Source organism: Sphingomonas faeni (assembly GCF_040407495.1).
GTDB lineage: Bacteria > Pseudomonadota > Alphaproteobacteria > Sphingomonadales > Sphingomonadaceae > Sphingomonas > Sphingomonas faeni_D.
Genome location: NZ_JAPZPP010000006.1, coordinates 269,300 through 296,222, shown reverse-complemented (window position 1 = coordinate 296,222; position 26,923 = coordinate 269,300). Strand labels below are relative to the sequence as shown.

Below are 26,923 nucleotides of genomic sequence, written 5' to 3'. Positions count from 1 at the left end.
CCCCAAATCCATTTCCCCGCGCGAGGCCCTGTACCAGCCCCGCCCACACATCATTCTCATGTCGGGATCAGTCGTGCGACTGCGAATAATAGGATTGCAGCGGCCGTACTTCAAGGCTGTGCGTCGAAAGCTTGGCGATCGCCTTCGCCGCTTCGAGCGAAGCGGGCGCGGTCGTGAAGTACGGAATGCGTTGTCCCAGCGCGGAAGCCCGGATCGGCTGCGAGTCCTTCAGGCTCTGCCACCCCTCGGTAGTGTTGAAGATCAGCGCGATATCGCCGTCCTTGATCCGGTCGACGATATGCGGCCGACCCTGCGCGACCTTGTTGACCTTCTCGACCGGCAAGCCGGCGCGCGCCAGATGATCCGCGGTGCCGCCGGTCGCGACGATCGAGAAGCCCGTATCGATCAGCGCCTTCACAGCCTCGACGATCATTGCCTTGTCGCCGTCCTTCACGCTGACGAAGACATTGCCCTTGGTCGGCAGGATCGTCCCCGCGCCAAGCTGCGCCTTGGCGAATGCGATCGTGAAATCGGGATCGATTCCCATGACTTCGCCGGTCGACTTCATTTCCGGTGACAGCACCGGATCGACGCCGGGGAACTTGTTGAAGGGGAACACCGCCTCCTTCACCGCATAATAGTCGATATGCCGGTCGATCTTCGGCAAATTGACCAGCTTCTCGCCCGCCATCACGCGCGCGGCGATCTTGGCGATCGGCGCACCGATCGCCTTGGCGACGAACGGCACGGTGCGCGACGCGCGCGGGTTGACCTCGATGAGGTAGACCAGCCCATCCTTCACCGCGAACTGGATGTTCATCAGCCCGACCACCGACAAGGCATGCGCAAGCGCCACCGTCTGCCGCTCGATCTCGGCGATGATCTCCGCCGACAGCGAATATGGCGGGATCGAGCACGCCGAGTCGCCCGAATGGACACCCGCCTCCTCGATATGCTGCAACACGCCCGCGACCACCACGTCGGTCCCGTCGCAGATCGCGTCGACATCGACCTCGATCGCATCGCGGAGGTACTGGTCGATCAGCACCGGCGAGTCGCCCGACACCTGCACCGCGGTCGCGATGTAATGCTCGAGCTGCCCGATCGTATCGACGATCTCCATCGCCCGCCCGCCCAGCACATACGAAGGCCGCATCAGCACCGGATAGCCGATCCGCTCCGCCGCCGCGACCGCCTCGTCCCGACTCCGCGCGAGGCCATTGGCCGGCTGCAACAGCCCGAGCTTGGTGATCAACGCCGCGAACCGCTCACGGTCCTCCGCCAGATCGATAGCATCCGGCGTCGTCCCGAGGATCGGAATACCCGCAGCCTCGAGCGCCCGCGCCAAGTTCAACGGAGTCTGCCCACCGAACTGCACGATCACCCCCACAAGCGTGCCGTTCTGCTGCTCGACATGCAGGATCTCCAGCACGTCCTCCGCGGTCAGCGGCTCGAAATACAACCGGTCCGACGTATCGTAGTCGGTCGACACCGTCTCCGGGTTGCAGTTGACCATGATCGTCTCATAGCCCGCATCCGCGAGCGCGAAGCACGCATGGCAGCAGCAATAATCGAACTCGATCCCCTGCCCGATCCGGTTCGGCCCGCCGCCAAGGATCACGATCTTCTTCCGGTCGGTCGGCTCGGACTCGTTCTCGGGCTCGCCGAAGCTCGGCGCCTCGTACGTCGAATACATATACGGCGTCTTCGCATCGAATTCGGCCGCGCACGTATCGATCCGCTTGAACACCGGCCGCACGCCGAGCTTCAGGCGATGCTGGCGCACCTCCTCCTCGGTCACGCCGCCGGTCATCGCCTTGACGACCTCGTGGATCAGCCCCGAGCCGCGCGCGATCCCGCGGTTCATGCCCCGCAGATTGGCGGATTGCAGCGCCAGCCATGCGAGCCGCTTGTCGCTGAACCCCATGCTCTTCAGGCGGCGCATACCGGGCGCGTCGATCGGCAGGCCGTCCTTCATCACCTCGGCCTCGGCCGCGATGATCTCGGCGATCCGCTCCAGGAACCACGGATCATACTTCGCGATCGCGTGCACCTCGGCGACCGTGAAGCCCTCGCGCAGAGCCTGCGCCGCCACCAGCAACCGGTCCGGCGTCGCGACGGCCAGCGCCGCCTCGATCTCCGCACGCGGCGCACCGACCAGATGATCGACCTGATTGAACCCCGACAGACCCGTCTCGAGCCCACGCAACGCCTTCTGCATCGATTCGTGGATGTTGCGACCGATCGCCATCACTTCGCCGACCGACTTCATCGCGGTGCCCAACGTGTTCGACGCGCCCTTGAACTTCTCGAACGCGAACCGCGGAATCTTGGTCACGACGTAATCGATCGTCGGCTCGAACGCGGCAGGCGTTGCCCCCGTAATATCGTTCTCGATCTCGTCGAGCGTGTAGCCGACCGCCAGCTTCGCCGCGACCTTCGCGATCGGGAAACCGGTCGCCTTCGACGCCAGCGCGGACGAGCGCGAAACGCGCGGGTTCATCTCGATGACGACCAGCCGGCCGTCCTTCGGATTGACTGCGAACTGGACGTTCGAACCGCCTGTTTCGACACCGATTTCACGCAACACCGCGATCGATGCGTTGCGCATGATCTGGTATTCCTTGTCGGTCAGCGTCAGCGCCGGCGCGACCGTGATCGAGTCGCCGGTGTGGACACCCATCGGATCGACGTTCTCGATCGAGCAGATGATGATCGCGTTGTCGTTGCGATCGCGCACCACCTCCATCTCGTATTCTTTCCAGCCGAGCAGCGATTCCTCGATCAGCACCTCGGTGGTCGGCGACAGATCGAGTCCGTTGCGGACGATCGCAATGAACTCCTCGCGGTTGTACGCGATGCCGCCACCCGAGCCGCCCATCGTGAAGCTCGGCCGGATGATCGACGGAAGCCCCGTCTTCTCAAGGCCTTCGAGCGCTTCCTCGACAGTATGTGCGATCGCCGAGCGCGCGCTTTCCAGCCCGATCCGGTCCATCGCGTCGCGGAACTTCAGCCGGTCCTCCGCCATGTCGATCGCATCGGCATCCGCCCCGATCATCGTCACGCCGAACTTCTCGAGCGTACCGTCATGGAACAGCGCGAGCGCGGTATTCAGCGCGGTCTGCCCGCCCATCGTCGGCAGGATCGCGTCCGGGCGCTCCTTCTCGATGATCTTGGCGACGATCGCGGGCGTGATCGGCTCGACATAGGTCGCGTCGGCCAGCTCGGGATCGGTCATGATCGTGGCGGGGTTCGAATTGACGAGGACGATACGATAGCCCTCCTCCTTCAACGCCTTGATCGCCTGCGTGCCCGAATAATCGAACTCGCACGCCTGGCCGATGACGATGGGTCCTGCGCCGATGACGAGGATCGAGGAGATGTCGGTGCGTTTTGGCATTAGCTTGCCTGTACTATCTGGCCGACCAACGCCCCAAGAAGGGCATTAGCAAGCGCAACTATTGATGGGTTTTTATATTTTGCAATCAGTTCAGACAAAGCTTGAATCAACGTTACTTGCAAAAGATAAAGTCTGAATTCGCCAGCTCTAATTAATTCTAGACCGGCCTTAATTTGACCTATCAAACGCTCACGCAACCCTGGTGAGTCGGGATCGCCATTATCAGCCGTTAAAGCAACTAAAACATCATCAATCGGTTTTTCGATCGTCAAAATTTGATTATGATTCAAACTTACGGAGCGGTCCGATGCCGGAACCTTCCCACCCTCACCAAGAGCAATTTCGACTTCTAACAAACCATTATTTGAAATCGTGAATAACCAGTAATCAGGATCGCGAACTACAGTACCGTCCTCAACAAGGCTTTCTATAACTCTGGCGAGATACTTCTCGGTAATGCCATTAGAAAGCCCCTTCCTAATTTCTGATGGGGCAACGTGTGTTCTAGTACCTTCAGTATTTAGATGCTCATACAGATACAGAAGAACGCTTTCCTTCCATTCCACGAACATTTTCTGCATCATAGCAGCCTTACAAAACGATCGAACAGATACAGGCTATCCTGCGGACCCGGGCTTGCCTCGGGATGATACTGCACGCTGAACGCGTTTCGGTCGGTCAGTTCCAGCCCCGCGTTCGATCCGTCGAACAGCGACACATGCGTCTCGCGGACGTTCGCCGGCAGGCTGTCGCGCTCGACTGCGAAGCCGTGGTTCATGCTGGTGATCTCGACCGCGCCGTCGGATAGGCGCTTGACCGGGTGGTTGGCGCCGCGGTGGCCCTGGAACATCTTGGTCGTGGTCGCGCCGACCGCGAGGCCGAGCAACTGGTGGCCGAGGCATATGCCGAACAGCGGCTTGCCCGTCTCCAGCAACTGGCGGATCACCGGCACCGCGTATTCGGCGGTCGCAGCGGGATCGCCGGGGCCGTTCGACAGGAAGATGCCGTCGGGGGCGAGCGCCATCACGTCGTCGAAGCTGGCGGTGGCGCTTACGACGGAGACCTTCGCGCCTGCCTCGACGAGGTTGCGGAAGATATTGCGCTTGCTGCCATAATCGATCGCGACGACGTGGGGCTTCTGGCCTCCCCTCCCGCTTGCGGGAGGGGATTGAGGGGTGGGCTCGCGCTCACCTGCCGGGGGGACGGTCGAGGAGTTCTCAACCGCACCGCTGTCTGTCGAGGAGGCCGGGAGCCCACCCCCGGCCCCTCCCGCTTGCGGGAGGGGGGAAGAAGAATAGCCGAAGCCCAGCTTCCAGACACCGCCCGGAGCATCCTCACCCCAGCCATAATGCATGCTCGTGGACACGTCCTTGGCGAGGTCCATGCCCTCAAGCCCCGGCCACGCCCGCGCCATCGCCAGCAACGCAGCCACGTCGAACTCGCCGCTAGCCGAATGCGCGATCACCCCATTAGGCGCCCCCGCCACCCGGATCCGCCGCGTCAGCGCGCGCGTATCGACCCCCGAAAGGCCGATCCGCGCATGCCGCTTCATCCAGCCGTCGAGACCCTCGACCGCGCGAAAGCTCGACGGCTGCGTCACGTCTTCGCGGACGATGATGCCGAGCGCGTGCGGGTCGTCCGCCTCGACGTCGTCGGGGTTCGCGCCGACATTGCCGATATGTGGAAACGTGAAGCAGATCATCTGCCCCGCGAACGACGGGTCGGTCAGCACCTCCTGATAGCCGGTCATCGCGGTGTGGAAGCACACTTCGCCGACCGCACTGCCCTCTGCGCCGAACCCGCGACCCCAGATCACGTCGCCATTGGCGAGGACGAGGACGCCTGTAGCTCCAGCAGGCATGGCTATTGGATTGGTGTCGGCCATCAGGCTGGGCACTCTCTTTACGTTGACGATGTCGCTAAGTGGTGTCCGCTAAGGCCGGCGTGCCGCAGCGTCAATCTGTTAAACGGACGGCGGACGCGCTATCCCGTCGGGCTATCCCGAACCGCCTGAAAGACCAGTACATGATTCGCGACGACATCAAGGCTGCGCAGCTGACCGCCATGAAGGCCGGCGACAAGCAGAGCCGCAACGCTATCTCGTTGATCCAGGCCGCGATCAAGAACCGCGACATTGAGGCGCGCACTGGCAAGGCCCCCGAGAGCGACGACGCGCTGGTGGTCGAAGTGCTGCAGAAGATGGTCAAGCAGCGCCGCGAGTCGATCGAGATGTTCTCGAAGGGCGGCCGCCAGGAGCTCGCCGATGCGGAGACCGCCGAGGTCGCGGTGATCGAACGCTTCCTCCCCCAGCAGATGAGCGAGGCGGAAACGACCGCAGCGATCCTGGCGATCAAGGCGGAACTTGGCGCCACCGGCATGAAGGACATGGGCCGCGTGATGGCGGAGCTGAAGGCACGCCACGCAAGCGAACTGGACATGAGCAAGGCGAGCGGCCTGGTAAAGGCAGCGCTGTCTTAAATGGATAAGCGCGAACCCCTTCTTCCTCCCCTCCCGCAAGCGGGAGGGGACCGAGGGGTGGGCCCGCACCATCGTCTGGACCGACCAACCGAGAGGGCGCGAGACCTCCGCAACGAAGCGACGAATGCCGAGCAGATGTTATGGCGGCAACTTAAAAGCTCGAGGCTGCAGGACCTGAAGTTCAGCCGCCAAATGCCGATCGCAGGCTTCTTCGCGGACTTCGCATGCCGCTCGCACAAGCTGATCGTCGAGCTCGACGGCAGCCAGCACGTCGAAGCGGCAACCTATGACGTTAAGCGGACGCAAGCGCTCGAAGCCGCCGGCTACCGCGTCGTCCGCTTCTGGAACAACGATCTGACCTCGAACATGGCCAGCGTATTGGAGACCATTCTGACCGCTGCGATCGGAACCGAGCGCGTGCCCACCCCCCAGCCCCCTCCCGCAAGCGGGCGGGGGAGCTCTGTCGTGGGTGGGACAATCTAGTGGCCCTAACCCCACAATTCCTCGACGAACTCCGCGCCCGCACCTCGCTCTCGGCGCTCGTCGGCAGGACCACCAAGCTCACCAAGGCCGGGCGCGAGCACAAGGGCTGCTGCCCGTTCCACAACGAGAAGACCCCCTCCTTCTACGTCAACGACGACAAGGGCTTCTACCATTGCTTCGGCTGCTCCGCGCATGGCGACGCGATCAAGTGGATGACCGACCAGCGCGGCCTCCCCTTCATGGATGCGGTAAAGGAACTTGCCCAGGCCACCGGGATGGACATGCCCGCGATGGACCGCCAGTCCGCCGCCAAGGCCGAACGCGCCAAGGGCCTGCACGAGGTCATGTCCGACGCCGCCGACTGGTTCACGGAACAGCTGAACGGCCTCCCCGGCACCGAAGCCCGCGCCCTGCTCGACCGCCGCGGGATCAGGCCCGAGACGGCGCGCGCGTTCGGCATGGGATTCGCCCCCGACAGCCGCGGCAAGCTCAAGGCCGCGCTGAAGGACTATGGCGACCCGATGCTGGTCGAGTCCGGCATGCTCATCGAGCCCAAGGAATTTGGCTCGGGAAAGGACCCGTACGACCGGTTCCGCGGCCGGCTGATGATCCCGATCCGCGACCCCCGCGGCCGGACGATCGCGTTCGGCGGACGCGTGCTCGACGGCGGCGAGCCGAAATACCTCAACTCCCCCGACACCCCGCTCTTCGACAAGGGCCGCACGCTCTACAACCTCGACAAGGCCGCCCCCGCCTCGCGCAAGTCCGGCCGCGTACTGGTGGTCGAGGGCTATATGGACGTCATCGCGCTCGCCCAGGCCGGCTTCGGCGAAGCGGTCGCGCCGCTCGGCACGGCATTGACCGAAGCACAGCTCGAACGGCTGTGGCGGATGGTCGACGTGCCGCTGCTCTGCTTCGATGGCGACGGCGCCGGCCAGAAGGCGTCGCTCCGGGCCGCCCACCGCGCGCTCCCGCTCCTCGCGCCCGGCCGCAGCCTCGCCTTCGTCACGCTCCCGCAAGGCCAGGACCCCGACGACCTCGTTCGCGCCGGCGGCCCCGGTGCGTTCGAGGCCTTGCTGAAAACCCCCGAACAGCTCGTCGACCGGCTCTGGGCGTCCGAAGTCGCTGCCGAGGCGCTCGACACCCCCGAACAGCGCGCCGGCCTCAAGCGCCGCCTCCACGAACTCGCCGAAGGCATCGCCGACCCGTCGGTGAAGCAGCAATACCACGCCGAGTTCAAGAACCGCTTCTACGAGCATTTCAAACCGGTGCGCGCGCCCTTCGTGCCGCGCGGCGAGCGCCCCAAGGGCGGCTGGAAGCCCCCCGCAGCACCGGTGACCGAAGACGCGAAGGCCTTCCTCGCCACCGGCATCGACCGCGTCCTGGCCAAGGCGGTGCTCGCCGGCCTGATCCGCCACCCGGTCGAGATCGCGCGTCACATGGAGGTGCTCGGCTCGCTGCAAATGATCGACGGCGCGCTCGGGCGATTGTTCGAAGCGGTCGTAGATGTTGCACTTGAGGACCAGAAGCTTGATAGCGGGCGCTTGCTCACCATATTGGCGAGGTCCGGTTTCAATTCAGTCGCGAGTGACCTGTTGAGAGCCGATACGATGCCCTATTCGTTCACGCAGACCACGGCCGATCCAGCCCGCGTCCGTGCCGACCTCGACGAGGCGATCGCGATCATGGTCGCCCGCCCTGAGGTAGACGCGGCACTCAAGCAGGCGACCGCGGCGATGCAGACGCACTTCACCGAAGATGCGTTCGAACGACAAGTGGCTATGGTAAGAGAGAAACAGGCGTTGGAAGTCCGACTTGCAAATCTTGTACAGTCGAACGAAGACGCCCGAGCGTTGGGTACCGAGGGCGATTGATGGCTAAGGCGAACATGGCGGAACCCGCCGATACGAACGAAACCGGCGATGCGCCGCTGATCGACATGAACGATGCGTCGATCAAGAAGGTCATCGCGCGCGCCAAGAAGCGCGGCTACATCACCTATGAGCAGCTCAACGAAGCGCTGCCGCAGGGCGAGATGTCGTCCGACCAGATCGAGGACATCAGCGCCGCGCTGAGCGAGATGGGCATCAACATCGTCGAGAACGACGAAGCCGGCGAGGACGGCGAGACCGAGCCCGCCAAGGACGACGAGGACGAGCCGGAGGCCGCCGACGCGGATGCCGACACAGGCCCCGCGATCGAGAAGAAGAAAGAGACCATCGATCGCACCGACGATCCGGTCCGCATGTACCTGCGCGAGATGGGCGCGGTCGAGTTGCTCAGCCGCGAGGGCGAGATCGCGATCGCCAAGCGCATCGAGGCGGGTCGCGACACGATGATCCTCGGCCTGTGCGAATCGCCGATCACCTTCAACGCGATCATCGACTGGTCGACCGCGCTGAACGAGGGCACGATGCAGCTGCGCGAGATCATGGATCTCGACGCGATGCTGTCGAAGGACCCCGCGCCGGAAGCGATGGCCGAGGACGGCGAAGCCGACGACGGCGAGATCAGCGAGAAGAACGCCGGCCCTTCGTTCAAGGAAGAGGCCGAGCCCGAAGAGCCGTCCGCCGACGAGGACGAGGACGGCGAGCGCCGGGCCCCGCGCGCATCGGACGACGAGGAGGAGGACAACACCCTCAGCCTCGCGCAGATGGAGGAACAGCTCAAGCCGATCGCGCTCGAGCGGTTCGCCAGCATCACCGCGCTCTACAAGAAGTTCAGCAAGATCCAGCAGTCGCGCGTCGACGCGATGGGCATCGGCGGCGATTTCTCCGCGGCCGACGAGCGCAAGTATCAGAAGCTGCGCGAGGAACTCACCGCCGAGGTCGAGAGCGTCCAGTTCCACAACGCCAAGATCGAATATCTGGTCGATCAGCTCTATGCCTATAACCGTCGCCTGACCGCGCTGGGCGGCCAGATGCTGCGCCTCGCCGAGCGCCATAAGGTGCCGCGCAAGGACTTCCTCGATCGCTATATCGGTCACGAGATCGACGAGAACTGGCTGACGACGGTCAACAAGGTCGACAAGAAGTGGACCGCGTTCGTCGCGAACGAGGGCGAGGCGGTCGAGCGCATCCGTGCCGAGATCGCCGACATCACGCAGCAGACCGGCATGGCGCTCACCGAGTTCCGCCGGATCGTCAACATGGTCCAGAAGGGCGAGCGCGAGGCGCGGATCGCCAAGAAGGAGATGGTCGAGGCGAACCTGCGGCTGGTGATCTCGATCGCCAAGAAATACACCAACCGCGGCCTGCAGTTCCTGGATCTCATCCAGGAGGGCAATATCGGCCTGATGAAGGCGGTCGACAAGTTCGAGTATCGCCGCGGCTACAAGTTCAGCACCTATGCGACGTGGTGGATCCGCCAGGCGATCACCCGCTCGATCGCCGACCAGGCGCGGACGATCCGTATTCCTGTCCATATGATCGAGACGATCAACAAGCTGGTCCGCACCAGCCGCCAGTTCCTCCACGAGCAGGGCCGCGAACCGACCCCGGAGGAGATGGCCGAGCGCCTCTCTATGCCGCTGGAGAAGGTCCGCAAGGTGATGAAGATCGCCAAGGAGCCGATCAGCCTCGAAACGCCGATCGGCGACGAGGAGGATTCGCATCTCGGCGACTTCATCGAGGACAAGAACGCGATCATCCCGGTGGACGCCGCGATCCAGGCGAACCTCAAGGAGACGGTGACGCGGGTGCTGGCGTCGCTCACCCCGCGCGAGGAGCGCGTGCTGCGCATGCGCTTCGGTATCGGCATGAACACCGACCACACGCTCGAGGAAGTCGGCCAGCAGTTCTCGGTCACCCGCGAGCGCATCCGCCAGATCGAGGCGAAGGCGCTGCGGAAGCTGAAGCATCCGAGCCGGTCACGGAAGATGCGCAGCTTCCTCGACCAGTAAGGGTTGCGGATTTCTGATCGAACGAATGGGCCGCGGTGGAAACACCGCGGTCTTTTCTTTACAAGAAGACCGAGACGTCGGTTCAACGAACGATCGCGTTTTCGTGCATCTTATTTTAAACTAAAATCATGCATGTTCCAGAAGCCCCACAAACCGATACACTCAATTCGGACAATCAATACTCGTCTCTTTCTGATTTGGCCGCGCCAGATTTAACCGCATTATATCTCAAAGCCCGAAGCGAATTTCGAAAACTGATCAAACGAGCAGAGCGCATATCAAGAGGGTCAGGTGGTATACCATCAACCGGGAACCGAATGTTTTGGTCTTCCATTCTCTTCATGAGACTAAGTGTTACAGCGAAAAGTTTAGACATTTTACTCCCAGACCCAAAGCCACGAGAGCACTGGGATTTTGGCGCAGTCGCATCATTGGCTCGCGTGCTATTGGAAGCTGCCATTGTCTATAATTGGCTTTGCGGAGACAAAGTCGACGATGACGAACGAAAGGGCAGATTTATCCTGCTATACCTTCACGATTATGGATCTCGTCGGCGCCTGTTTCCCGATGATTTCAAAGATACTAGTGAGGTTTGTGAGGACCTAGTACGTCAGTTTGACGAAAACACCTTTTTGCAAAGGTATGATGCCAAACAAAGACGCGTTGCACTAAGAGGCGAGAAAACCCCGTTTATTCAAGATGACGTACTCATCCAGATGGAAAACGATCCAAATCAGTTCCGTTTGCTATATCGTTTTCTGAGTCAACATACTCATACTGGTCCAATGGCATTCTATAGAATAATGGAACATGATCGCGGTTCTGGAGTCGAAACTAAGCACGAGAAACGTTACATGCTGTTCGCGATCAACGCCGCCTGGGAGTGCCTCAATCAAGTTATCGACGAGCACCTTCTGATATTTCCGGACGCGGAGACGAGGCCTCCGCACCTCACCCCGCAACAAATTGAAGAAAACGTTGAAGTAGCTCAAGGCAGACGCAAGCCGCGCAATCATCGCCGACCCGTGTAGGTGGATCGTGTTTTAACGAGACGGTTAATATATTTTTCGATTAGCGAAAGTTTATTGTTACGGTAGCGGACTATGAAAGTCGTCCACGCAACCAGCAGTCGCAACCGTGCTCGTAAATGGTCACACGACCGACGGAGTACTGCTTTCGCTAACCGGCGGTCCGCGCTACCGATCAATATCACGACTCTAAAGACCCGCCATGCCCCGCATTATCCTGTTCAACAAACCGTACGACGTCCTCAGCCAGTTCACCGACGTGAGCAGTCCGACCCCGCGCGCGACGTTGTCGCAGTTCGTCGATGTGCCGGACGTCTATCCGGCGGGGCGGCTCGACCGCGATAGCGAAGGGCTGCTGCTGCTGACCGACGACGGCCGCCTCCAGGCGCGGATCGCGGACCCGAAGTTCAAGCTGGCCAAGACCTATCTCGTGCAGGTCGAGGGCGATGCCGGCGAGGACGCGCTCGATCGGTTGCGGAGCGGGGTCCTGCTGAAGGACGGCCCTGCCCGCGCCGACGTCGAGCGGATCGCCGCGCCCGACCTCTGGCCGCGCGTGCCGCCGATCCGGGTCCGCGCGAGCATCCCCGATTGCTGGCTGAAGATAACGATCCGCGAAGGCCGCAACCGCCAAGTCCGCCGCATGACCGCCGCGATCGACCACCCCACGCTGCGGCTGGTCCGGTGGAGCATCGGCGACTGGACCGTGGCGGGTCTGGAGCCCGGCACGTGGCGCGACGCCTGACGGGCGCTTGAGGCGGGCTGACGGGTGCGCGGGGGCCACCGGAGGCGGGTACGCTCCACGGGCACGACCTACAGACGGCAGCGGTCGTTATTACAAGCGGAACGCCTCCCCACCCACGCCGTCATCCTGACGAAAGTCAGGACCCAGAGCCAAGCAGCGCGGCGTTCGTGATCCTGGGTCCTGACTTTCGTCAGGATGACGGGGCGGCGGGGGTTACGTCACGCCCGCCCAAGCCTCGTCATTGCCGCGGAGGCGGGAACCCATACTGGCTGGCCTCGCACCATGATCACTGGCCCCCGAGGATATGGATCCCCGCCTCCGCGGGGATGACGGCGCGTTGCGTGACGCGCCGAGGTTGCATGATGCGATGGCGATGATGACGATGATGGCGCACGACGAAAACTCCCTCCCCTTCAGGGGAGGGTCGGGGTGGGGCATGTCCACGCGAGCGCGCTCAGCGTGGCAAAGCCCCTCACGCCTCAAACGAGCAGCCATCCCAATCAGCGAGCAAGCCTGTTTCCCCGCGAAGGCGGGGACCCAGACTGGGCTCCCGCCTTCGCGGGAGAACAAGGAAGCGCAAGTCGGCCTGCGCAGGAAGGCGCGTCCGTGTCCGACCAAATAACCGCCCCATGTCCCGAGGGACAGGCACCACCACCGCCACCGCTGGCCGGCGAGCTAATCGGCTGTCCTACACGCCCGGAGAAGCGCACCGTCACCAGATGCCCGCGCCCACCCCCTTAACCGCGACACCGCTCCCACACCCCGACGTCACCCCCACGTCAAGAAAGCTTCCCAGCGTCTACACTTCCTATACTTCCGTGCTGCAGCATAAACGCGAAACACCGACAATCGGCAACGTTTCCAAAAGCTTGCCGCCCGAACCAGCCCCCGCCCCGCGCACAACGAAAAAGGGCGCGGGGACCATCGCCCCTGCGCCCTTCTTCAACTCGAACAGTCTCCGATTACTCGGCGGCTGCGGTGCCCTTGGCAGGGCGCATGTCGCGACGCTCGGCGATACGCGCTGCCTTGCCGGTGCGGCCACGCAGGTAATACAGCTTGGCGCGACGCACGGCGCCCTTGCGGACGACTTCGATCGAATCGACGTTCGGCGAGTAGAGCGGGAAGACGCGCTCGACGCCCTCGCCGAAGCTCATCTTACGCACGGTGAAGTTCGAGCCCATGCCCTTGTTCGAGCGCGCGATGCACACGCCCTCGTAGTTCTGAATACGCGTGCGCTCGCCTTCGACGACCTTCACGCCGACCTTCAGCGTATCGCCAGGGCGGAAATCGGGGATCGTCTTGTTGGCCAGGAACTTCGCGATGTTCTCGGCTTCGATCGTCTGCAACAGGTTCATGTCTCGTCCTCGTGTCGCCGCGCGCCAGAGGGCGACTGGACCCGAGCGCCCTCATGGCGCTCCCAAAGGTCCGGTCGCCGTGACCGTGTATCGATCTCCGCGCGGCGTTTGCGCCATGCAGCGATCTTCGCATGATCCCCCGATCGCAGCACCTGCGGGATCGTGCGCCCTTCCCATGATTGAGGTCGGGTATAATGCGGATATTCGAGCAGCCCCGTTTCGAAGCTCTCGTCATCCCCACTAGAAGCCGCGCCCATTACGCCGGGCAGCAGCCGAATGCAAGCATCGAGCAGCACCAGCGCCCCCATCTCGCCCCCCGACAGGATGTAGTCGCCGATCGAGACCTCCTCGATCTCCCGCGCCTCGAACAGCCGTTCGTCGAACCCCTCGAACCGCCCGCAGAGAATGGTGACGCCAGGGCCCTGCGCGAGCTGGCGAACCCGCTCCTGGGTGAGAGGCTTCCCCCGAGGAGTCATCGCCAGCACCGGCCGCCCATCGGCAACGCTGTCGATCGCCGAGGCGACCACGTCGGCCCGGAGCACCATCCCGGCCCCGCCCCCTGCCGGCGTATCGTCCACCGACTTGTGCTTGTCGGTCGCAAAGTCCCGGATCTGCACCGGCGAGCAAGACCATCGCCCCTCCCCCAGCGCGCGGCCCGCAAGCGACGTCCCCAGCGGCCCGGGAAACATCTCCGGATACAGCGTCAATATCGTGGCAGCGAAAGTCACAGCGTCCAATTCTCTATGCGTTTGCGCCAGCGTGCGGCGCCGAATGCGCCCAGCACCTATACGGATCGGCGCAGTGGAACAATTACGCTGGCGAAACGCTCGCGGCGGATGGACGATTGCATCATCATCGGCGCCGGCCCAGCGGGGCTGACCGCGGCCATCTATCTCGCGCGGTTCCACCTCTCGATCCGGCTGTTCGATTGCGGCAGCAGCCGCGCCGCGCTCATCCCGTGCACGCACAACCATGCCGGCTATCCCGAAGGCATCCGCGGGACGGACTTGCTGGCCCGGATGCTGGCGCAGGCTGAGAATTATGGTGCGGTCCGCGAGGGCGTGCGGGTAGACGCGATCGAGGTCGACGACGACGGCTTCACCGTGCGGCTCGGCGACCGCCGCGCGCGCGCCCGGAGCGTACTGCTCGCCACCGGGGTCGTGAACAACCGCCCCAACATGCCCGACGCCATCCACGACGAAGCGCTGGAAGCGGGGTTGCTCCGCTATTGCCCGATCTGCGACGGCTACGAAGTCACCGACAAGCGCGTAGGCATCATCGGCACCGGCGACCACGGCATGCGCGAGGCGCTGTTCCTCCGCGGCTACACAAGGGACGTGACGCTGATCGCCCCAGAGGGCGGCCACGACCTCGATCCGGCATGCGAAGCGGCACTAGACGACGCCGGGATCGTCCGCGTCGGAGGCCCCTGCGGCAACTACGCGATCGAGGGGGACAAGCTGGCGCTGGACACGGTCGAGGGACGGTTGTCGTTCGACAGCATCTATCCAGCGCTCGGATCGGTCATCCGTTCGGAACTGGCCGTCGCGGCAGGCGCACGCGCATCCGAGGACGGGTGCCTGGAAGTCGACTCGCATCAGCGCACATCCATCCCCGGCCTGTTCGCGGCCGGCGACGTGGTGAAGGGCCTCGACCAGATCAGCCACGCAATGGGAGAAGCCGGCGTCGCCGCGACAACGATCCGCAACATGCTCGCCGAACAGCGACCACTTCGGAGGTAATCGCTACTCAACTTAGGAGAACAAGGCTTACTCAGCCGCGAACGAAGCCTCGACGATGAGCCGGTCGGCATTCCACTCAGGAACGGCCTCGGGCCGCATCGGTATCATGAACCGCTTGCCGGGCTTGTCGTCCACGGACGGCCGCTCGATCTCGATCACGTCGCCCGCACCGAAATTATCGATCGCAACGACGCGTCCGATAGCCTCGCCATCGGTCGAGACGACATCGAGCCCGATCACATCCGTGTGATAATATTCACCATCTTCCAGCGGCGGCAGCGACGACCGCGGCACCGTCAGTTCGGTCCCGCGCATCGCCTCGGCAACGTTGCGATCGGCGACCTCGGCGAAGCGCGCGATCATGCCGTTGTTGCCGTTTCGCGCCGACTTCAGCGTCAGCCCGCCGTCGTTGAAGCTTTTATAGCTCCCGAAATTCTCCGCGAAGATCTTCAGCCGCACTTCGCCACCGATGCCGTGCGCACCGATGACGACCGCGAGCGTGACCTCAGCCTTCCGCTGAGCCCTGGTCTGGACCGGGGGTGTCGTCGGATCCTTCGGCGGGGTCTTCGGCGGAGACGCCTTTGTTGGTGGCATCTTCGATGTCCTCGGGTGCGGGGGCTGTGCGGGGTTCGGATTCGGGGGCCATCATGCGCTCCTGTTCGGGGTTACCGATCAAGAGAACGCATGAAGTCCGGATCGGGTGCGGTTGTGCACCCGTTGTCAGCTTCCGTCATCCTGGGCTCGACCCAGGATCCGGGGTCACGAACGCTGTCGTTCCCGGCTCCGGATCCCAGCAGTCGCTGGGATGACGGAACAAGGGCGGCCGGGATGTCCCGACCGCCCCAGATCTTACGAAGCGCTCGTGGCGTCTTCGACTTCGGCAGCGACGACCTGCTCGGTCTCTTCGTTGCTGCCCGTAGCAGGTGCAGCCTTCGCGGCAGCTTCCGCCTCGGCAGCTTCGGCCGCCTTGGTCGCCCGCTCTTCAGCGCGCTCGGTGGCCTTCTCGCCGGGCTTGCCCTTGTTCGGGTTGTTGCGGGCCGAACGCTCGAGCACACCAGCCTGGTCGAGGAAGCGCGCGACGCGGTCGGTCGGCTGCGCGCCGACGCTCAGCCAATGCTTCGCGCGGTCGGCGTCGAGCTGCACGCGCTGCTCGTTGTCCTTGGCGAGGAGCGGGTTGTAGTTGCCGATCTTCTCGATGAAGCGGCCATCACGCGGCGAACGCGCGTCGGCAACGACGATCTTGTAGTAAGGACGCTTCTTGGAGCCACCGCGCGCGAGGCGAATGTTGATTGCCATGATATTTTCCTTCGTTTTCTAGATAGATCCCCGAGCAAAGCCGAGGTGTCGTGGTTGGATAAGGAGGTTATTTCTTCTTCAGAAAATCATCGAAACCGGCAGGCATCTGCGGCATCTTGGGGCCACCAAGCCCCGGCAGACCACCGCCGCCCATACCGCCGCCACCGCCCGGCAGGCCACCGGCGCCAGCCTTGTTGAGCATGTCGCCCATCTGCGGCCCGCCGATCGCGTTGCCAATGCCGCCGAGACCGCCGCCCATGCCGCCCTTGCCGAGCATCGCCATCATGCCCTTCATGCCGCCCATCTTCTTGATCTTCTTCATGGCGGTCGACATTTCGAGGTGCATCTTGAGCAGCTTGTTGACCTCCTGCACCGTGGTGCCGGAGCCCTTGGCGATGCGGATCTTGCGCTTGGCGTTGATCAGTTCGGGCTTGTTGCGTTCCTTGATCGTCATCGATCCGATCATCGCGTCCATGTGCACAAGCACCTTTTCGCCACCGACCGACGCGACCGCGCCCTGCGCCTTCTTCATGCCCGGGATCATGCCCGCGAGCGCGCCGAGCCCGCCCATTCGCTGCATCTGCGCCAGCTGGGCGCGCAGGTCGTTCATGTCGAACTGACCCTTGGCCATCTTGGCGGCCATGCGCTCGGCGTCTTCGGCCTGGATCGACTCCGCGGCGCGCTCGACCAGGCTGACGACGTCGCCCATGCCGAGAATACGGCCAGCAACACGCTCCGGATGAAACGCCTCAAGCGCATCGAGCTTCTCGCCGGTGCCTGCGAACTTGATCGGCTTGCCGGTGACCGCGCGCATCGACAGCGCCGCGCCGCCGCGCGCATCGCCGTCCATGCGGGTCAGCACGATACCCGTCAGCGGCACCTGGTCGCTAAAGTTCTGCGCGACGTTGACCGCGTCCTGACCGGTCAGCGAGTCGACGACGAGCAGGATCTCGGCCGGGTTCGCGACGTCGGCGACCGCCTTCATCTCGTCCATCAACGCCTGGTCGACATGGAGTCGACCCGCGGTGTCGAGCATCAGGACGTCATAGCCCTGGAGCTTGGCAGCCTGCATCGCGCGACGGGCGATATCGACCGGCTGCTGCCCCTGCACGATCGGCAGCGTAGCGACGTCGATCTGCGTACCTAGCGTCGCCAGCTGCTCCTGCGCGTTCGGGCGATTGACGTCGAGCGACGCCATCAGTACCTTTTTCCGCTCGCGACCGGCCTGGCCGAAATTGGCCTGCCCCGCCGCCAGCCGCTTGGCGATCTTGGCGGTCGTCGTCGTCTTGCCCGAGCCCTGGAGGCCGACCATCATGATGACGGCCGGCGGCGTGACGCCCAGCTCCAGCTCGACGGCATCCGAGCCGAGCATCTCGACCAGCGCATCGCTGACGATCTTGACGACCTGCTGCCCCGGCGTGACCGAACGCAAGACGTTCTGGCCGATCGCCTTCTCGGTCGCCTTCTCGACGAACTCGCGTGCGACGGGCAGCGCGACATCGGCTTCGAGCAGCGCGACGCGCACTTCGCGCATCGCTGCGCGCACGTCCGCTTCGGTCAGCGCACCCCGGCCGCGAAGGCGGTCGAAGACTCCGCCAAGTCGATCGCTCAGGCTTTCGAACATCGAAATACTCCCATACACCGCCATGGAGACACAAAGAACGCCAAACGCAAAAGCGCCGGCGGGCGAAACCTCGCCGGCCAGCGTGCATCCTTGGATGCTCGTCCAATGCGCCCCGTAACGGAACGTGGTGGGCCACCTACTGGAATGCTGCCAGGGATGCAAGATGGCGTCCTGGATCGTCATTATCGGGTGCCGCGCCTTGGCCTTTCGCTAAGGCAGCCTGCAAATTGGGCTCCAGACTCGCATGACCAACATTCTACCGTGATGTAGATCAACCAAGCGCGCCCGAGCCACGCCCCGTCCCGCCTGAGCTACGCCTTAACATCTCCTACACCTGTGCCATGCCACACCGTAAACCAATCAGAGACCGGACAGGCCAGACCCATGACCGCAAAGTCGGCGGCGCTCCGCGCGCCCCGCAACATCAGTCGGGAATTTATGACCGGCGCCGTCATGGGCGCCGCGCTTCTCCTGTTCGTCGGCACCGGCGGCACGGTTCTCCTCAAGGCGCTGGCACATCTCCACGGTAGCGACGTGGTGATCGATCGGACGCTGATCGCAACCATGTTGCTGAACGTCTCACTGATCTTGTTCGGCTGGTTTCGCTACCGCGCGCTGGCGGAGGAACTCAGCGACCTGACCGAAGCCGGTCACCGCGCAAAGGCTCTAGCCCAGCGTGATTCTCTGACAGGTTTCTTAAATCGCCGCAGCCTGTCCGAGGACGGCGCGACGTTATTTGCCAGCGCCAGCCGTCGCGGCAAGGCGATGGCCATGCTGACGATCGACATCGATCACTTCAAGAGCGTCAACGACCTGCACGGCTATGCGATCGGCGACCTGCTGCTTGCCTATGTTGCGGAAACGATCGCCGCAATAGCGCCTGGCGCTAGCCTGCTCGCGCGGCTTGGCGCGGACGAATTCGCCTGCACCTTCGTCTTCGACTCAGCGCACAAGAACGTCGCCGACCGGATCGCCGAGCGGATGGTAGCCGGCCTTGCGCTCCCGTTCCGGACCAACGGCGTCGACATCCATCTAAGCGTGTCGATCGGTATTGCCCGATCGGACGTCGACTGCAGTTCGATCGACGCGCTGCTGCGCAACGCCGATATCGCGCTCCACGCCGCCAAAACGGCCGGACGCGGCCGCCATGCATGGTTCGATCGATCGATGGAACGTTCGCTGCAACTTCGCGGCGAACTCGAAGCAGGCCTGCGCAACGCCGTCCCCGCGCATGAAATCGTCCCCTATTTCGAGCAGCAGGTCGATCTGGCCACCGGCTGCATCACCGGTTTCGAAGTGCTTGCCCGCTGGGAACATCCGACGCGAGGTACGATTGCGCCCGACGTCTTCATCCCGGTCGCCGAGGAGATTGGATTGATCGGCGATCTCTCGCTGTCGATCATGCGCCAGGCATTCACCGCCGCACGGGACTGGGACGCCGCCCTTACCCTGTCGGTCAACGTATCGCCGCTGCAGTTGCGCGATGCGTGGCTCGCGCAGAAGATCATCAAGACGTTGGTCGAGACGGGTTTCCCCGCCAGCCGCCTGGAGATCGAGATCACCGAAAGTGCGCTGTTCGACAACCTCCCGCTGGCGCAGTCGATCGTCGGGAGCTTGAAGAACCAGGGCATCCGGCTCGCGCTCGACGATTTCGGCACCGGCTATTCAAGCCTGGCGCATCTGAGGGCGCTGCCGTTCGACCGAATCAAGATCGACAAAAGCTTCGTCACGTCGATGCTCGACAACCCGGAGAGCATGGCGATCGTCAACACCATCGCGCGGCTGGGGGATAGCCTTAATCTGCCAACCACCGCGGAAGGAATCGAGGACGCGGCGATCGAGGAACGCCTGCGCGCGATCGGCTGCGCGAAAGGCCAAGGATATCTTTACGGCAGGCCGCTCGGCACGGCGCAGGTTCGACGGTTGCTGGCGGAGAAGCGATTGCTGGCGCAACGGCCGGACCGTGATGCGCCGCCGCCACGCGGGATCGCGCCGCGGTTGGCGGGGTAATTGCAAAACACCCATATTCTTGGGTGGCCTATCCCAACTTACGACGACCCCGGCGAAGGCCGAAGCCCAATTGGAAGGGTCGCAGTAACCGCGGATAGTCCGTTGTTAGCAGCGTTACCCAATTAGGCCCCGGCCTTCGCCGGGGTAGTGTGTGATGGATGGCGGCAGGGCCATTACCCTCGTTCTCCCGCGAAGGCGGGAGCCCAAGACCAAGCAATGCTCCGTTAGCTCCCTCGATTCCTGCGTTCGCAGGAGAACAGGATGTCGGACGCGCTAGCACCGCAACGCAAAGCGTGGACTTCGCTCCACGCCCCCCCTAAATCGCGCGCATGTCACCCGCCCCCGCGCCAGAGGTCATCAGCCTCGGCTGCCGCCTCAACATCGCCGAAAGCGAGACCATCCGCGCGCTCGTCGCCGGGCGGGACATGGTCGTGGTCAACAGCTGCGCGGTCACCAACGCCGCGGTGAAGGCGACGCGCGTCGCGATCCGCCGCGCCAAACGCGATCGCCCCGAGGCACAGATCGTCGTCACCGGATGCGCCGCGCAGATCGATCCTGCGAGCTTCGCTGCGATGGCCGAAGTCGACCGCGTCGTCGGCAACGCCGACAAGCTGACGTTTTCAGCCTGGCAGACGGATGACGCAGTGGTGGTCTCCGACATCACGCAAGTCCGCGAGACCGCACCCCACCTCGCCGCGAGCTTCTCCGCCCACGCCAGAGCGTTCGTCGAGGTCCAGAACGGCTGCGACCACCGTTGCACCTTCTGCGCGATCCCGTTCGGCCGCGGCCCGAGCCGCTCGGTCCCTGCGGGCGCGGTCGTCGATCGGATCGCCGGCCTAGTCGACGCAGGCCATCGCGAGATCGTCCTGACCGGCGTCGACCTCACCAGCTACGGCCCCGACCTTCCCGGCGCGCCGACGCTGGGCCACCTCGTCGAACGCATTCTGCATCACGTGCCCGCGCTCGAACGCCTGCGTCTCTCCTCGCTGGACGGCATCGAGATCGACGACCGCCTCTTCGCGCTGCTCACGACGGAGGCTCGGATCATGCCGCACATCCACCTGTCGCTGCAGGCCGGCGACGACATGATCCTCAAGCGCATGAAGCGCCGCCATTCGCGCGCCGAAAGCGTCGCCCTCGTCGAGCGCCTCAAGACAGTCCGCCCCGACATCGCGATCGGCGCAGACCTGATCGCCGGCTTCCCGACCGAGGACGCGGCGATGTTCGCCAACACGCGCGCGCTGATCGACGACTGCCACATCGTCCACCCGCACATCTTCCCCTACTCGCCCCGCGCCGGCACCCCTGCCGCGCGGATGCCGCAGGTCGAACCCGAAATCCGCCGCCACCGCGCCGCCCTCCTACGCGAGGCCGGCGAAACGTCGCGAGCGAACTGGCTGCAAACGCTGGTAGGCACCTCGCAGGATCTGCTCGTCGAACGCCCCGGCGACCGCGGCCATATCGGCAATTTTGCAGAAGTCCTGCTGGACGAACCCGCCATACCCGGCGACATCGTCCGCATCACGATCACCGGCGCCACGTCCGACCGCCTCAGCGCAACACGAGAACCATCATGAGCACCACCCCCACCTGGCACGACAAGCTGATCGGCGGCTTCAAACGCACCTCCGACCGGCTCGTCGGCAACCTCGCCGGCCTCGGCGGCGCACGGCTCGACAACGCGACGCTCGACGACATCGAGGAAGCACTGATCGCGTCGGACCTCGGCCCCGAGACCGCCGGTCGCATCCGCCACCGCCTCTCCGAAGGCAGCTTCGAACGCAACATGGAGGAACTTGGCATCCGCGTGATCGTCGCGGAAGAAGTCGAGAAGGTCCTCGCCACGGTCGCGAAACCAATCGAGATCGACGCCTTCCCGCGCCCGCAGGTGATCCTCGTCATCGGCGTCAACGGCTCGGGCAAGACCACCACCATCGCCAAGCTCGCGCATCTGCTGATGGAGCAGGATTACGGCGTGATGCTCGCCGCCGGCGACACCTTCCGCGCCGCCGCGATCGGCCAGCTCCGCACCTGGGCCGAGCGTGTCGGCGTGCCGATCGTAACCGGCCCCGAGGGCGGCGACGCAGCCGGCGTGGTGTGGGACGCGGTCAAGAAGGCAACTGAGACCGGTATCGACGTACTCATCGTCGACACCGCGGGCCGCCTCCAGAACAAGCGCGAGTTGATGGACGAATTGGCCAAGATCCGCCGCGTCCTCGGCCGTATCAATCCCGAGAGCCCGCACGACATCGTCCTGGTGCTCGACGCCACCACCGGCCAGAACGCGCTCCAGCAGATCGAGGTCTTCAAGGAGGTCGCGGGCGTCACCGGCCTCGTGATGACCAAGCTAGACGGCACGGCGCGCGGCGGCGTGCTGGTCGCGGCCGCGGAAAAACACGGCCTGCCGATCCACGCGATCGGGATCGGCGAGGGCATGACTGACTTGCGCCCGTTCGACGCGAACGAGGTTAGCCGGATCATCGCGGGTGTAGAGAGCGTTCGGAAGTAAAGCCTTTCCACTCGCTCCACGCCCCCTCTCTTTTCCGTTCGTCCTGAGCGTAGTCGAAGGACCGGCCCGTTTGTGGCAATGTCCTTCGACTACGCTCAGGACGAACGGTATTCTGGATTGATCTCGTGACCCCAACTAAGCCCCCCCTATCCCCCGGCCTCCGCATGGCGGTCGACTACGGTCCGCTCGCGGTCTTCTTCGCGGTGAACTTCCTCACGCCCGGCCTGCCGATCGTCCGCGTCGTCGCCGCCACCACCGCGTTCATCATCGCCACGATCGCCGCGATGATCGTGTCGAAGGTCAAGACCGGGCATATCTCGCCGATGCTGTGGCTGTCGGGTGCGCTAATCGTCGTGTTCGGCGGGCTGACGATCTATTTTCACGACCAGCGCTTCATCCAGATGAAGCCGACCATCATCTACGCGATGTTCGCGGCGATCCTGACGTTCGGGCTCGTCACCGGCCGCCCGCTGCTCCAGTCGCTGCTCGCCACCGCTTACCCCGGTCTGTCCGCGGATGGCTGGCGCAAGCTGACGCGCAACTGGGCGGTGTTCTTCGTGTTCATGGCGGTGCTGAACGAGGCCGTGTGGCGCAATACCACTTGGGATTTCTGGGTCGGCTTCAAGCTGTGGGGCGCCATCCCGCTGACGCTGCTCTTCGCGTTCGCCAACATTCCGATGCTGTTGAAGCATGGATTGCAAACGGGCGACAAAGCCGTGACCGACCTGCCGCCCGAAGGGTAACCTTACTGCTCCCCACCCGCTCGCGGGAGGGGTCGGGGGAGGGGCCGACCAAACAGACCGGACGCCGGTACGTACGTCGCGCCCTCCCTAGCCCCTCCCGCGAGCGGGAGGGGAATTGGGTTCAGCCAGCGACCTTTGCGTAGCGCTCGCCGACGACGTCCCAGTTCACGATGTCCCACCAGGCCTTCAGATAGCCCGGACGATCGTTCTTGTACGTCAGGTAATAGGCGTGCTCCCAAACGTCGTTACCGAGCAGCGGCGTGCCGGGCTCCTTGGCGTCGTCCATCAGCGGGTTGTCCTGGTTCGGCGTGCTCGTCACTTTCAGCTTGCCGCTGTCGTCTGCGATCAGCCATGCCCAGCCCGAGCCGAACTGCCCCGCGCCCTTGGTGTTGAACTCTTCCTTCAGCTTGTCGAGGCTACCGAAGTCGCGGTCGATCGCCTCGGCGAGCTTGCCCGACGGTGCCTGGCCGTTCTTGGCTGCCATCGTCTTCCAGAAGAAGTCGTGGTTCCAGAAACCGCCGCCATTGTTGCGGACCAGCGGCGGCTGCGACGAGATCATGCCGAGGATGTCCTCGATCGACTTGCCCGCCAACGCGGAGTCCTTCTCGACCCCTTCGTTCAGCTTGGCGGTGTACGCCGCGTGATGCTTGTCGTGATGAAACTTCATCGTTTCCTGGTCGATCACCGGCTCGAGCGCGTCATAGGCATACGGCAGCGGTGGGAGTTCGAAAGCCATGGGGGTTCTCCTTTATGGGGTCGGACGCTCAACGTCCGCACGTCGCAAATGGTCCCGCAAAAGTCGTTGCGCAAGCGTATCCAGCGGCCGAAACGCCGCGACCCGAAGGCATCATCGGCTAGGCAGGTGGGTCAGGCGGCCGTCTTGCCATATTCCTGCCGCGTGACGGGATGGCTGGACGAGAGGCCGCCATCGACCGCGATCGCCTGGCCATTGACGTAGCTGGCGTCGTCGGAGGCGAGGAACAGCGCGACCTTGGCGAGTTCCTCGGGCTGCGCGCCGCGGTGGAGCGGGTTGAGGCGGCCAACACGGTCCATCTTGTTCGCCTCGCGCGCGTAGTCGAAGACGGGCTTCGTCATGCCGGTCTCGGTCAGGCCGGGGCAGATCGCGTTGACGCGGACGTTCGAGCCGGTGAGTTGTTGCGCGGAAACGGCGGCGAGGTTGATGACGCCGGCCTTCGAAGCGGAATAGGCGGGCGAGCCGGCGCCCGAGCGAATCCCGGCGACGCTGGCGGTGAGGACGATCGCGCCCTTCCCCCGCTCGGCGATACGCGGGGCGGCATGCTTGATCGCGAGGAACGGGCCGATCAGGTTGACGCGCAGCACTTCGGTGATGAGCGCGACGTCGGTGTCGAACAGGTTGGCCATGCCGCCCGAGATACCCGCATTGGCGAACATCACGTCGAGCCCGCCGAAGCTGTCGCACGCCAGCGCCACGGTGCGGATCACGTCCTCTTCGACCCCGGCATCGATGCGGATCGCCTTCGCCGTGCCGCCGGCCTGCGTGATCAGGTGCGCGGTTTCGTCCGCGCCCTCGGCCTTGTCGGCAACGACGACCTTGCCCCCTTCGCTCGCGAACAAGAGCGCGGCGGCACGGCCGATGCCGGAGCCTGCGCCGGTGACGATGATGGATTTGTCCGTAAAGCGCATCGCATGGTCCTTCGGTTAGATCGTGACGCCGCCGTCGATGACCATCGTCTGGCCGGTCATGAAGTTGCTTGCCGACGACGCCAGGAAGACGACCGCGCCCGCGATCTCCTCCGGCTCGCCGATCCGGCGGAGCGGCACGCTGGTGTTCGCTGCCTCGATCCGCTGCGGGTCTTCCCACAAGGCGCGGGCGAAGTCGGTCTTGATCAGGCCGGGGGCGATGCAGTTCACGCGGACGTTCGACGGCCCGAACTCGACCGCGAGGTTGCGGGCAAGTTGCATATCGGCGGCCTTGCTGATGCAATACGCTCCGATCACTGGTGAACCGCGCAGCCCACCGATCGACGAGATGATGATGATGCTGCCGCTGCGGCGCTCCAGCATCTTGGGCGCGACCATCTGGATCAGCCAGTGGTTGGAGACGATGTTGTTGTCGAGGATCTTCCGGAACTGGTCGTCGGCGATGCCGGCTTGGGGGCCGTAATAGGGGTTCGAAGCGGCGTTGCAGACGAGGATGTCGATGCGGCCGAACGTCGCGCGGGTCTGATCTACCAGATGCTGAAGCCCGGCCTTATCGGAGATGTTGGCGGCGACTGCGATCGCGGTGCCGTCTCCGTGTCTGGCATTGAGTTCGGCAGCAACAGTGTCGCACGCGTCCTGCTTGCGGCTGGAAATCACGATCTTCGCGCCGTGCTCGGCCAACTCGCGCGCGGAGGCGAGGCCGATGCCCCGCGACGATCCCGTGACGATGGCGACCATGCCGGTCAGGTCGAACTGCGACATCTTCTACTGCTCCCCTTCCGCTTGCGGGAGGGGTCGGGGGAGGGCCCGATCTTTCCGCAACGTTTCATGCCGGGGAGGTCAGCCCCTCCCCTAACCCCTCCCGCAAGCGGGAGGGGAATCAGGCCCCCGCCTTCACCGCAAACCCCCAAGCCGCGTCCGCGAGCCCGTGGATCTTCGCCACCGTCTTTTCTGCCTGAGCACTCGACGCAGTGCCGTCGATGATGCGCTTCTTGATGCCCTGCACGATGCCGGTCAGCCGGAAGAGGTTGTAGGCGAAATACCAGTTGAGATCGGGCACGCCGTCGCGGCCGGTGGCAGCGCAATAGCGGTCTACAACCTGCTCGATCGTCGGAATGCCCGTTTCCGGCCCGGTCATCCCGAGCACGCCCGAGCGCCCCTCGGGTTCCGTCACCCAGCTCATCAGCAGATACGAGAAGTCCGCCAGCGGATCGCCGAGCGTCGACAATTCCCAGTCGAGCACCGCGATAACCTTGGGCTCGGACGGCGCGAAGATCATGTTGTCGATGCGGTAGTCGCCGTGGACGATCGCGGTGCGCGTCTGCTCGGGCAGCGTACGCGGCAGCCACCCGATCAGCCGTTCGACCGACTCCATATGCTCGGTCTCGGCGGCGCGATATTGCTTGGTCCAGCGGCCGACCTGGCGCTCGAAGTAATTGCCGGGCTTGCCGTACTCCTCGAGCCCCGCCGCTGCGTAATCAGTGTTGTGGAGCGCGGCGAGCGTGTCGACCATCGCCTCGTAATGCGCGTTGCGCTCAGGCGGAGTCGCGTCGGGCATCGCGCCGTCCCAGATCGTCCGGCCCTCGACCATCTCCATGACGTAGAACGCCGAGCCGATCACGGCCGCATCTTCGCATAGGCCGTAAGGTCGGGGCACGGGAAAGCCGGTCGGATGCAGTCCCGCGATGACGCGGTATTCGCGGTCGACGGCATGCGCGCTCGGTAGAATCGGCCCGAACGGTTTCCGGCGCAGCACGTAGGCGCGATCCGGTGTGTCGAGGCGGTAGGTCGGGTTCGACTGGCCGCCGGCGAACTTCGCGTAGGTCAGCGGACCGGCATAGCCGGGCACGTTGGCGGTCATCCACGCGCCAAGCGTGTCGAGGTCGAGACGGTCCTTGTCGCCGACCTCGATCGTGCCGACCATGCTGG

At 64.1% G+C, this 26,923-nt stretch carries 23 protein-coding genes; 11 read left to right on the top strand and 12 right to left on the bottom strand.

Going from position 1 to position 26,923, the window contains the following annotated elements; all coding sequences use genetic code 11:
• Positions 1-67 precede the first annotated feature (67 nt).
• The 3 genes from carB to O6W96_RS17990 are packed head-to-tail and all read right to left on the bottom strand — an operon-like array spanning position 68 to position 5,285.
• Positions 68-3,400: a carbamoyl-phosphate synthase large subunit gene (gene carB, locus O6W96_RS18000; protein WP_353470792.1), complete on the bottom strand. Its 3,333-nt coding sequence runs from the start codon at positions 3,398-3,400 to the stop codon at positions 68-70.
• The gene (locus O6W96_RS17995) at positions 3,400-3,981 is read right to left on the bottom strand and encodes a hypothetical protein (protein ID WP_353470791.1); all 582 of its coding nucleotides are present in this window, start codon (positions 3,979-3,981) and stop codon (positions 3,400-3,402) included. Before O6W96_RS17995 ends, carB begins: the two co-directional genes overlap by 1 nt.
• The gene (locus tag O6W96_RS17990) at positions 3,981-5,285 is read right to left on the bottom strand and encodes a carbamoyl phosphate synthase small subunit (RefSeq protein ID WP_353470790.1); all 1,305 of its coding nucleotides are present in this window, start codon (positions 5,283-5,285) and stop codon (positions 3,981-3,983) included. Before O6W96_RS17990 ends, O6W96_RS17995 begins: the two co-directional genes overlap by 1 nt.
• Positions 5,286-5,425: 140 nt before the next feature.
• On the opposite strand from O6W96_RS17990, the gene O6W96_RS17985 reads away from it, so the two are divergent.
• The 6 genes from O6W96_RS17985 (at position 5,426) to O6W96_RS17960 (ending at position 12,032) form a co-directional block, all read left to right on the top strand.
• Positions 5,426-5,878 (top strand): GatB/YqeY domain-containing protein, encoded by a 453-nt coding sequence (locus tag O6W96_RS17985; RefSeq protein ID WP_353470789.1) that lies wholly within the window; start codon positions 5,426-5,428, stop codon positions 5,876-5,878.
• Positions 5,879-6,361: an endonuclease domain-containing protein gene (locus O6W96_RS17980; protein ID WP_353470788.1), complete on the top strand. Its 483-nt coding sequence runs from the start codon at positions 5,879-5,881 to the stop codon at positions 6,359-6,361.
• On the top strand, positions 6,361-8,235 hold the full coding sequence (dnaG, locus tag O6W96_RS17975; protein WP_353470787.1) for a DNA primase: 1,875 nt from the start codon (positions 6,361-6,363) through the stop codon (positions 8,233-8,235). Before O6W96_RS17980 ends, dnaG begins: the two co-directional genes overlap by 1 nt.
• Positions 8,235-10,262: an RNA polymerase sigma factor RpoD gene (rpoD, locus tag O6W96_RS17970; RefSeq protein WP_332754356.1), complete on the top strand. Its 2,028-nt coding sequence runs from the start codon at positions 8,235-8,237 to the stop codon at positions 10,260-10,262. The genes dnaG and rpoD overlap by 1 nt, the downstream gene beginning before the upstream one ends.
• Before the next feature lie 128 nt (positions 10,263-10,390).
• Entirely contained in the window at positions 10,391-11,293 is a 903-nt protein-coding gene (locus O6W96_RS17965; protein ID WP_353470786.1) for a DUF5677 domain-containing protein, read from the top strand.
• 199 nt (positions 11,294-11,492) lie between these two features.
• Positions 11,493-12,032, top strand: a complete 540-nt coding sequence (locus O6W96_RS17960; RefSeq protein WP_353470785.1) for a pseudouridine synthase — start codon at positions 11,493-11,495, stop codon at positions 12,030-12,032.
• A 962-nt stretch (positions 12,033-12,994) separates the two neighbouring features.
• On the opposite strand, the gene rplS is transcribed toward O6W96_RS17960, so the two are convergent.
• Positions 12,995-13,387 carry a 50S ribosomal protein L19 gene (rplS, locus tag O6W96_RS17955; RefSeq protein ID WP_031395442.1) on the bottom strand — a complete coding sequence of 131 codons (393 nt, stop codon included), beginning with the start codon at positions 13,385-13,387 and terminating at the stop codon, positions 12,995-12,997.
• The gene (gene trmD, locus O6W96_RS17950; protein ID WP_353470784.1) at positions 13,384-14,115 is read right to left on the bottom strand and encodes a tRNA (guanosine(37)-N1)-methyltransferase TrmD; all 732 of its coding nucleotides are present in this window, start codon (positions 14,113-14,115) and stop codon (positions 13,384-13,386) included. The genes rplS and trmD overlap by 4 nt, the downstream gene beginning before the upstream one ends.
• A 108-nt stretch (positions 14,116-14,223) precedes the next feature.
• Between trmD and O6W96_RS17945 the strand changes: the two genes are divergently transcribed.
• Entirely contained in the window at positions 14,224-15,129 is a 906-nt protein-coding gene (locus O6W96_RS17945; protein WP_353470833.1) for an NAD(P)/FAD-dependent oxidoreductase, read from the top strand.
• 27 nt (positions 15,130-15,156) lie between these two features.
• On the opposite strand, the gene rimM is transcribed toward O6W96_RS17945, so the two are convergent.
• The 3 genes from rimM to ffh all read right to left on the bottom strand — a co-directional run bounded on the left by rimM (position 15,157) and on the right by ffh (position 18,049).
• Positions 15,157-15,723 (bottom strand): ribosome maturation factor RimM, encoded by a 567-nt coding sequence (gene rimM, locus O6W96_RS17940; protein WP_353470783.1) that lies wholly within the window; start codon positions 15,721-15,723, stop codon positions 15,157-15,159.
• A 255-nt stretch (positions 15,724-15,978) separates the two neighbouring features.
• Positions 15,979-16,425: a 30S ribosomal protein S16 gene (rpsP, locus tag O6W96_RS17935; RefSeq protein WP_107961785.1), complete on the bottom strand. Its 447-nt coding sequence runs from the start codon at positions 16,423-16,425 to the stop codon at positions 15,979-15,981.
• 67 nt (positions 16,426-16,492) lie between these two features.
• A complete protein-coding gene (ffh, locus tag O6W96_RS17930) occupies positions 16,493-18,049 on the bottom strand; it encodes a signal recognition particle protein (protein WP_107952269.1) in 1,557 nt (518 codons plus the stop codon).
• A gap of 384 nt (positions 18,050-18,433) precedes the next feature.
• Here ffh and O6W96_RS17925 point away from each other — a divergent pair, with 384 nt between their 5' ends.
• The 4 genes from O6W96_RS17925 to O6W96_RS17910 all read left to right on the top strand — a co-directional run bounded on the left by O6W96_RS17925 (position 18,434) and on the right by O6W96_RS17910 (position 23,311).
• Positions 18,434-20,059, top strand: a complete 1,626-nt coding sequence (locus tag O6W96_RS17925) for a putative bifunctional diguanylate cyclase/phosphodiesterase (protein ID WP_353470782.1) — start codon at positions 18,434-18,436, stop codon at positions 20,057-20,059.
• Positions 20,060-20,388: 329 nt separating this feature from the next.
• A complete protein-coding gene (gene mtaB, locus O6W96_RS17920; RefSeq protein WP_353470781.1) occupies positions 20,389-21,636 on the top strand; it encodes a tRNA (N(6)-L-threonylcarbamoyladenosine(37)-C(2))-methylthiotransferase MtaB in 1,248 nt (415 codons plus the stop codon).
• Positions 21,633-22,568 carry a signal recognition particle-docking protein FtsY gene (gene ftsY / locus O6W96_RS17915; protein WP_353470779.1) on the top strand — a complete coding sequence of 312 codons (936 nt, stop codon included), beginning with the start codon at positions 21,633-21,635 and terminating at the stop codon, positions 22,566-22,568. Before mtaB ends, ftsY begins: the two co-directional genes overlap by 4 nt.
• Before the next feature lie 116 nt (positions 22,569-22,684).
• Complete coding sequence (locus tag O6W96_RS17910) at positions 22,685-23,311, top strand: septation protein A (RefSeq protein ID WP_353470832.1); 627 nt, start codon at positions 22,685-22,687, stop codon at positions 23,309-23,311.
• 121 nt (positions 23,312-23,432) lie between these two features.
• Here O6W96_RS17910 and O6W96_RS17905 read toward each other — a convergent pair whose 3' ends face one another.
• The 4 genes from O6W96_RS17905 to O6W96_RS17890 form a co-directional block, all read right to left on the bottom strand.
• Positions 23,433-24,047: a superoxide dismutase gene (locus O6W96_RS17905; RefSeq protein WP_192974463.1), complete on the bottom strand. Its 615-nt coding sequence runs from the start codon at positions 24,045-24,047 to the stop codon at positions 23,433-23,435.
• Between the two features lie 131 nt (positions 24,048-24,178).
• Positions 24,179-24,976, bottom strand: coding sequence for an SDR family NAD(P)-dependent oxidoreductase (locus O6W96_RS17900; protein ID WP_353470778.1), 798 nt, complete (start codon positions 24,974-24,976; stop codon positions 24,179-24,181).
• A gap of 15 nt (positions 24,977-24,991) precedes the next feature.
• Positions 24,992-25,756, bottom strand: a complete 765-nt coding sequence (locus O6W96_RS17895; RefSeq protein WP_353470777.1) for an SDR family oxidoreductase — start codon at positions 25,754-25,756, stop codon at positions 24,992-24,994.
• Positions 25,757-25,874: 118 nt separating this feature from the next.
• Positions 25,875-26,918 carry a phosphotransferase family protein gene (locus O6W96_RS17890; RefSeq protein WP_353470831.1) on the bottom strand — a complete coding sequence of 348 codons (1,044 nt, stop codon included), beginning with the start codon at positions 26,916-26,918 and terminating at the stop codon, positions 25,875-25,877.
• Between the last annotated feature and the right edge of the window lie 5 nt (positions 26,919-26,923).

Coding starts and splice junctions, on each gene's coding strand:
- carB (WP_353470792.1), bottom strand. CDS start 3,400: ATGCCAAAACGCACCGACATCTCCTCGATCCTCGTCATCGGCGCAGGA.
- O6W96_RS17995 (WP_353470791.1), bottom strand. CDS start 3,981: ATGCAGAAAATGTTCGTGGAATGGAAGGAAAGCGTTCTTCTGTATCTG.
- O6W96_RS17990 (WP_353470790.1), bottom strand. CDS start 5,285: ATGGCCGACACCAATCCAATAGCCATGCCTGCTGGAGCTACAGGCGTC.
- O6W96_RS17985 (WP_353470789.1), top strand. CDS start 5,426: ATGATTCGCGACGACATCAAGGCTGCGCAGCTGACCGCCATGAAGGCC.
- O6W96_RS17980 (WP_353470788.1), top strand. CDS start 5,879: ATGGATAAGCGCGAACCCCTTCTTCCTCCCCTCCCGCAAGCGGGAGGG.
- rpoD (WP_332754356.1), top strand. CDS start 8,235: ATGGCTAAGGCGAACATGGCGGAACCCGCCGATACGAACGAAACCGGC.
- O6W96_RS17965 (WP_353470786.1), top strand. CDS start 10,391: ATGCATGTTCCAGAAGCCCCACAAACCGATACACTCAATTCGGACAAT.
- O6W96_RS17960 (WP_353470785.1), top strand. CDS start 11,493: ATGCCCCGCATTATCCTGTTCAACAAACCGTACGACGTCCTCAGCCAG.
- rplS (WP_031395442.1), bottom strand. CDS start 13,387: ATGAACCTGTTGCAGACGATCGAAGCCGAGAACATCGCGAAGTTCCTG.
- O6W96_RS17945 (WP_353470833.1), top strand. CDS start 14,224: ATGGACGATTGCATCATCATCGGCGCCGGCCCAGCGGGGCTGACCGCG.
- rimM (WP_353470783.1), bottom strand. CDS start 15,723: ATGCCACCAACAAAGGCGTCTCCGCCGAAGACCCCGCCGAAGGATCCG.
- rpsP (WP_107961785.1), bottom strand. CDS start 16,425: ATGGCAATCAACATTCGCCTCGCGCGCGGTGGCTCCAAGAAGCGTCCT.
- ffh (WP_107952269.1), bottom strand. CDS start 18,049: ATGTTCGAAAGCCTGAGCGATCGACTTGGCGGAGTCTTCGACCGCCTT.
- O6W96_RS17925 (WP_353470782.1), top strand. CDS start 18,434: ATGACCGCAAAGTCGGCGGCGCTCCGCGCGCCCCGCAACATCAGTCGG.
- mtaB (WP_353470781.1), top strand. CDS start 20,389: ATGTCACCCGCCCCCGCGCCAGAGGTCATCAGCCTCGGCTGCCGCCTC.
- ftsY (WP_353470779.1), top strand. CDS start 21,633: ATGAGCACCACCCCCACCTGGCACGACAAGCTGATCGGCGGCTTCAAA.
- O6W96_RS17905 (WP_192974463.1), bottom strand. CDS start 24,047: ATGGCTTTCGAACTCCCACCGCTGCCGTATGCCTATGACGCGCTCGAG.
- O6W96_RS17900 (WP_353470778.1), bottom strand. CDS start 24,976: ATGCGCTTTACGGACAAATCCATCATCGTCACCGGCGCAGGCTCCGGC.
- O6W96_RS17895 (WP_353470777.1), bottom strand. CDS start 25,756: ATGTCGCAGTTCGACCTGACCGGCATGGTCGCCATCGTCACGGGATCG.
- O6W96_RS17890 (WP_353470831.1), bottom strand. CDS start 26,918: ATGGTCGGCACGATCGAGGTCGGCGACAAGGACCGTCTCGACCTCGAC.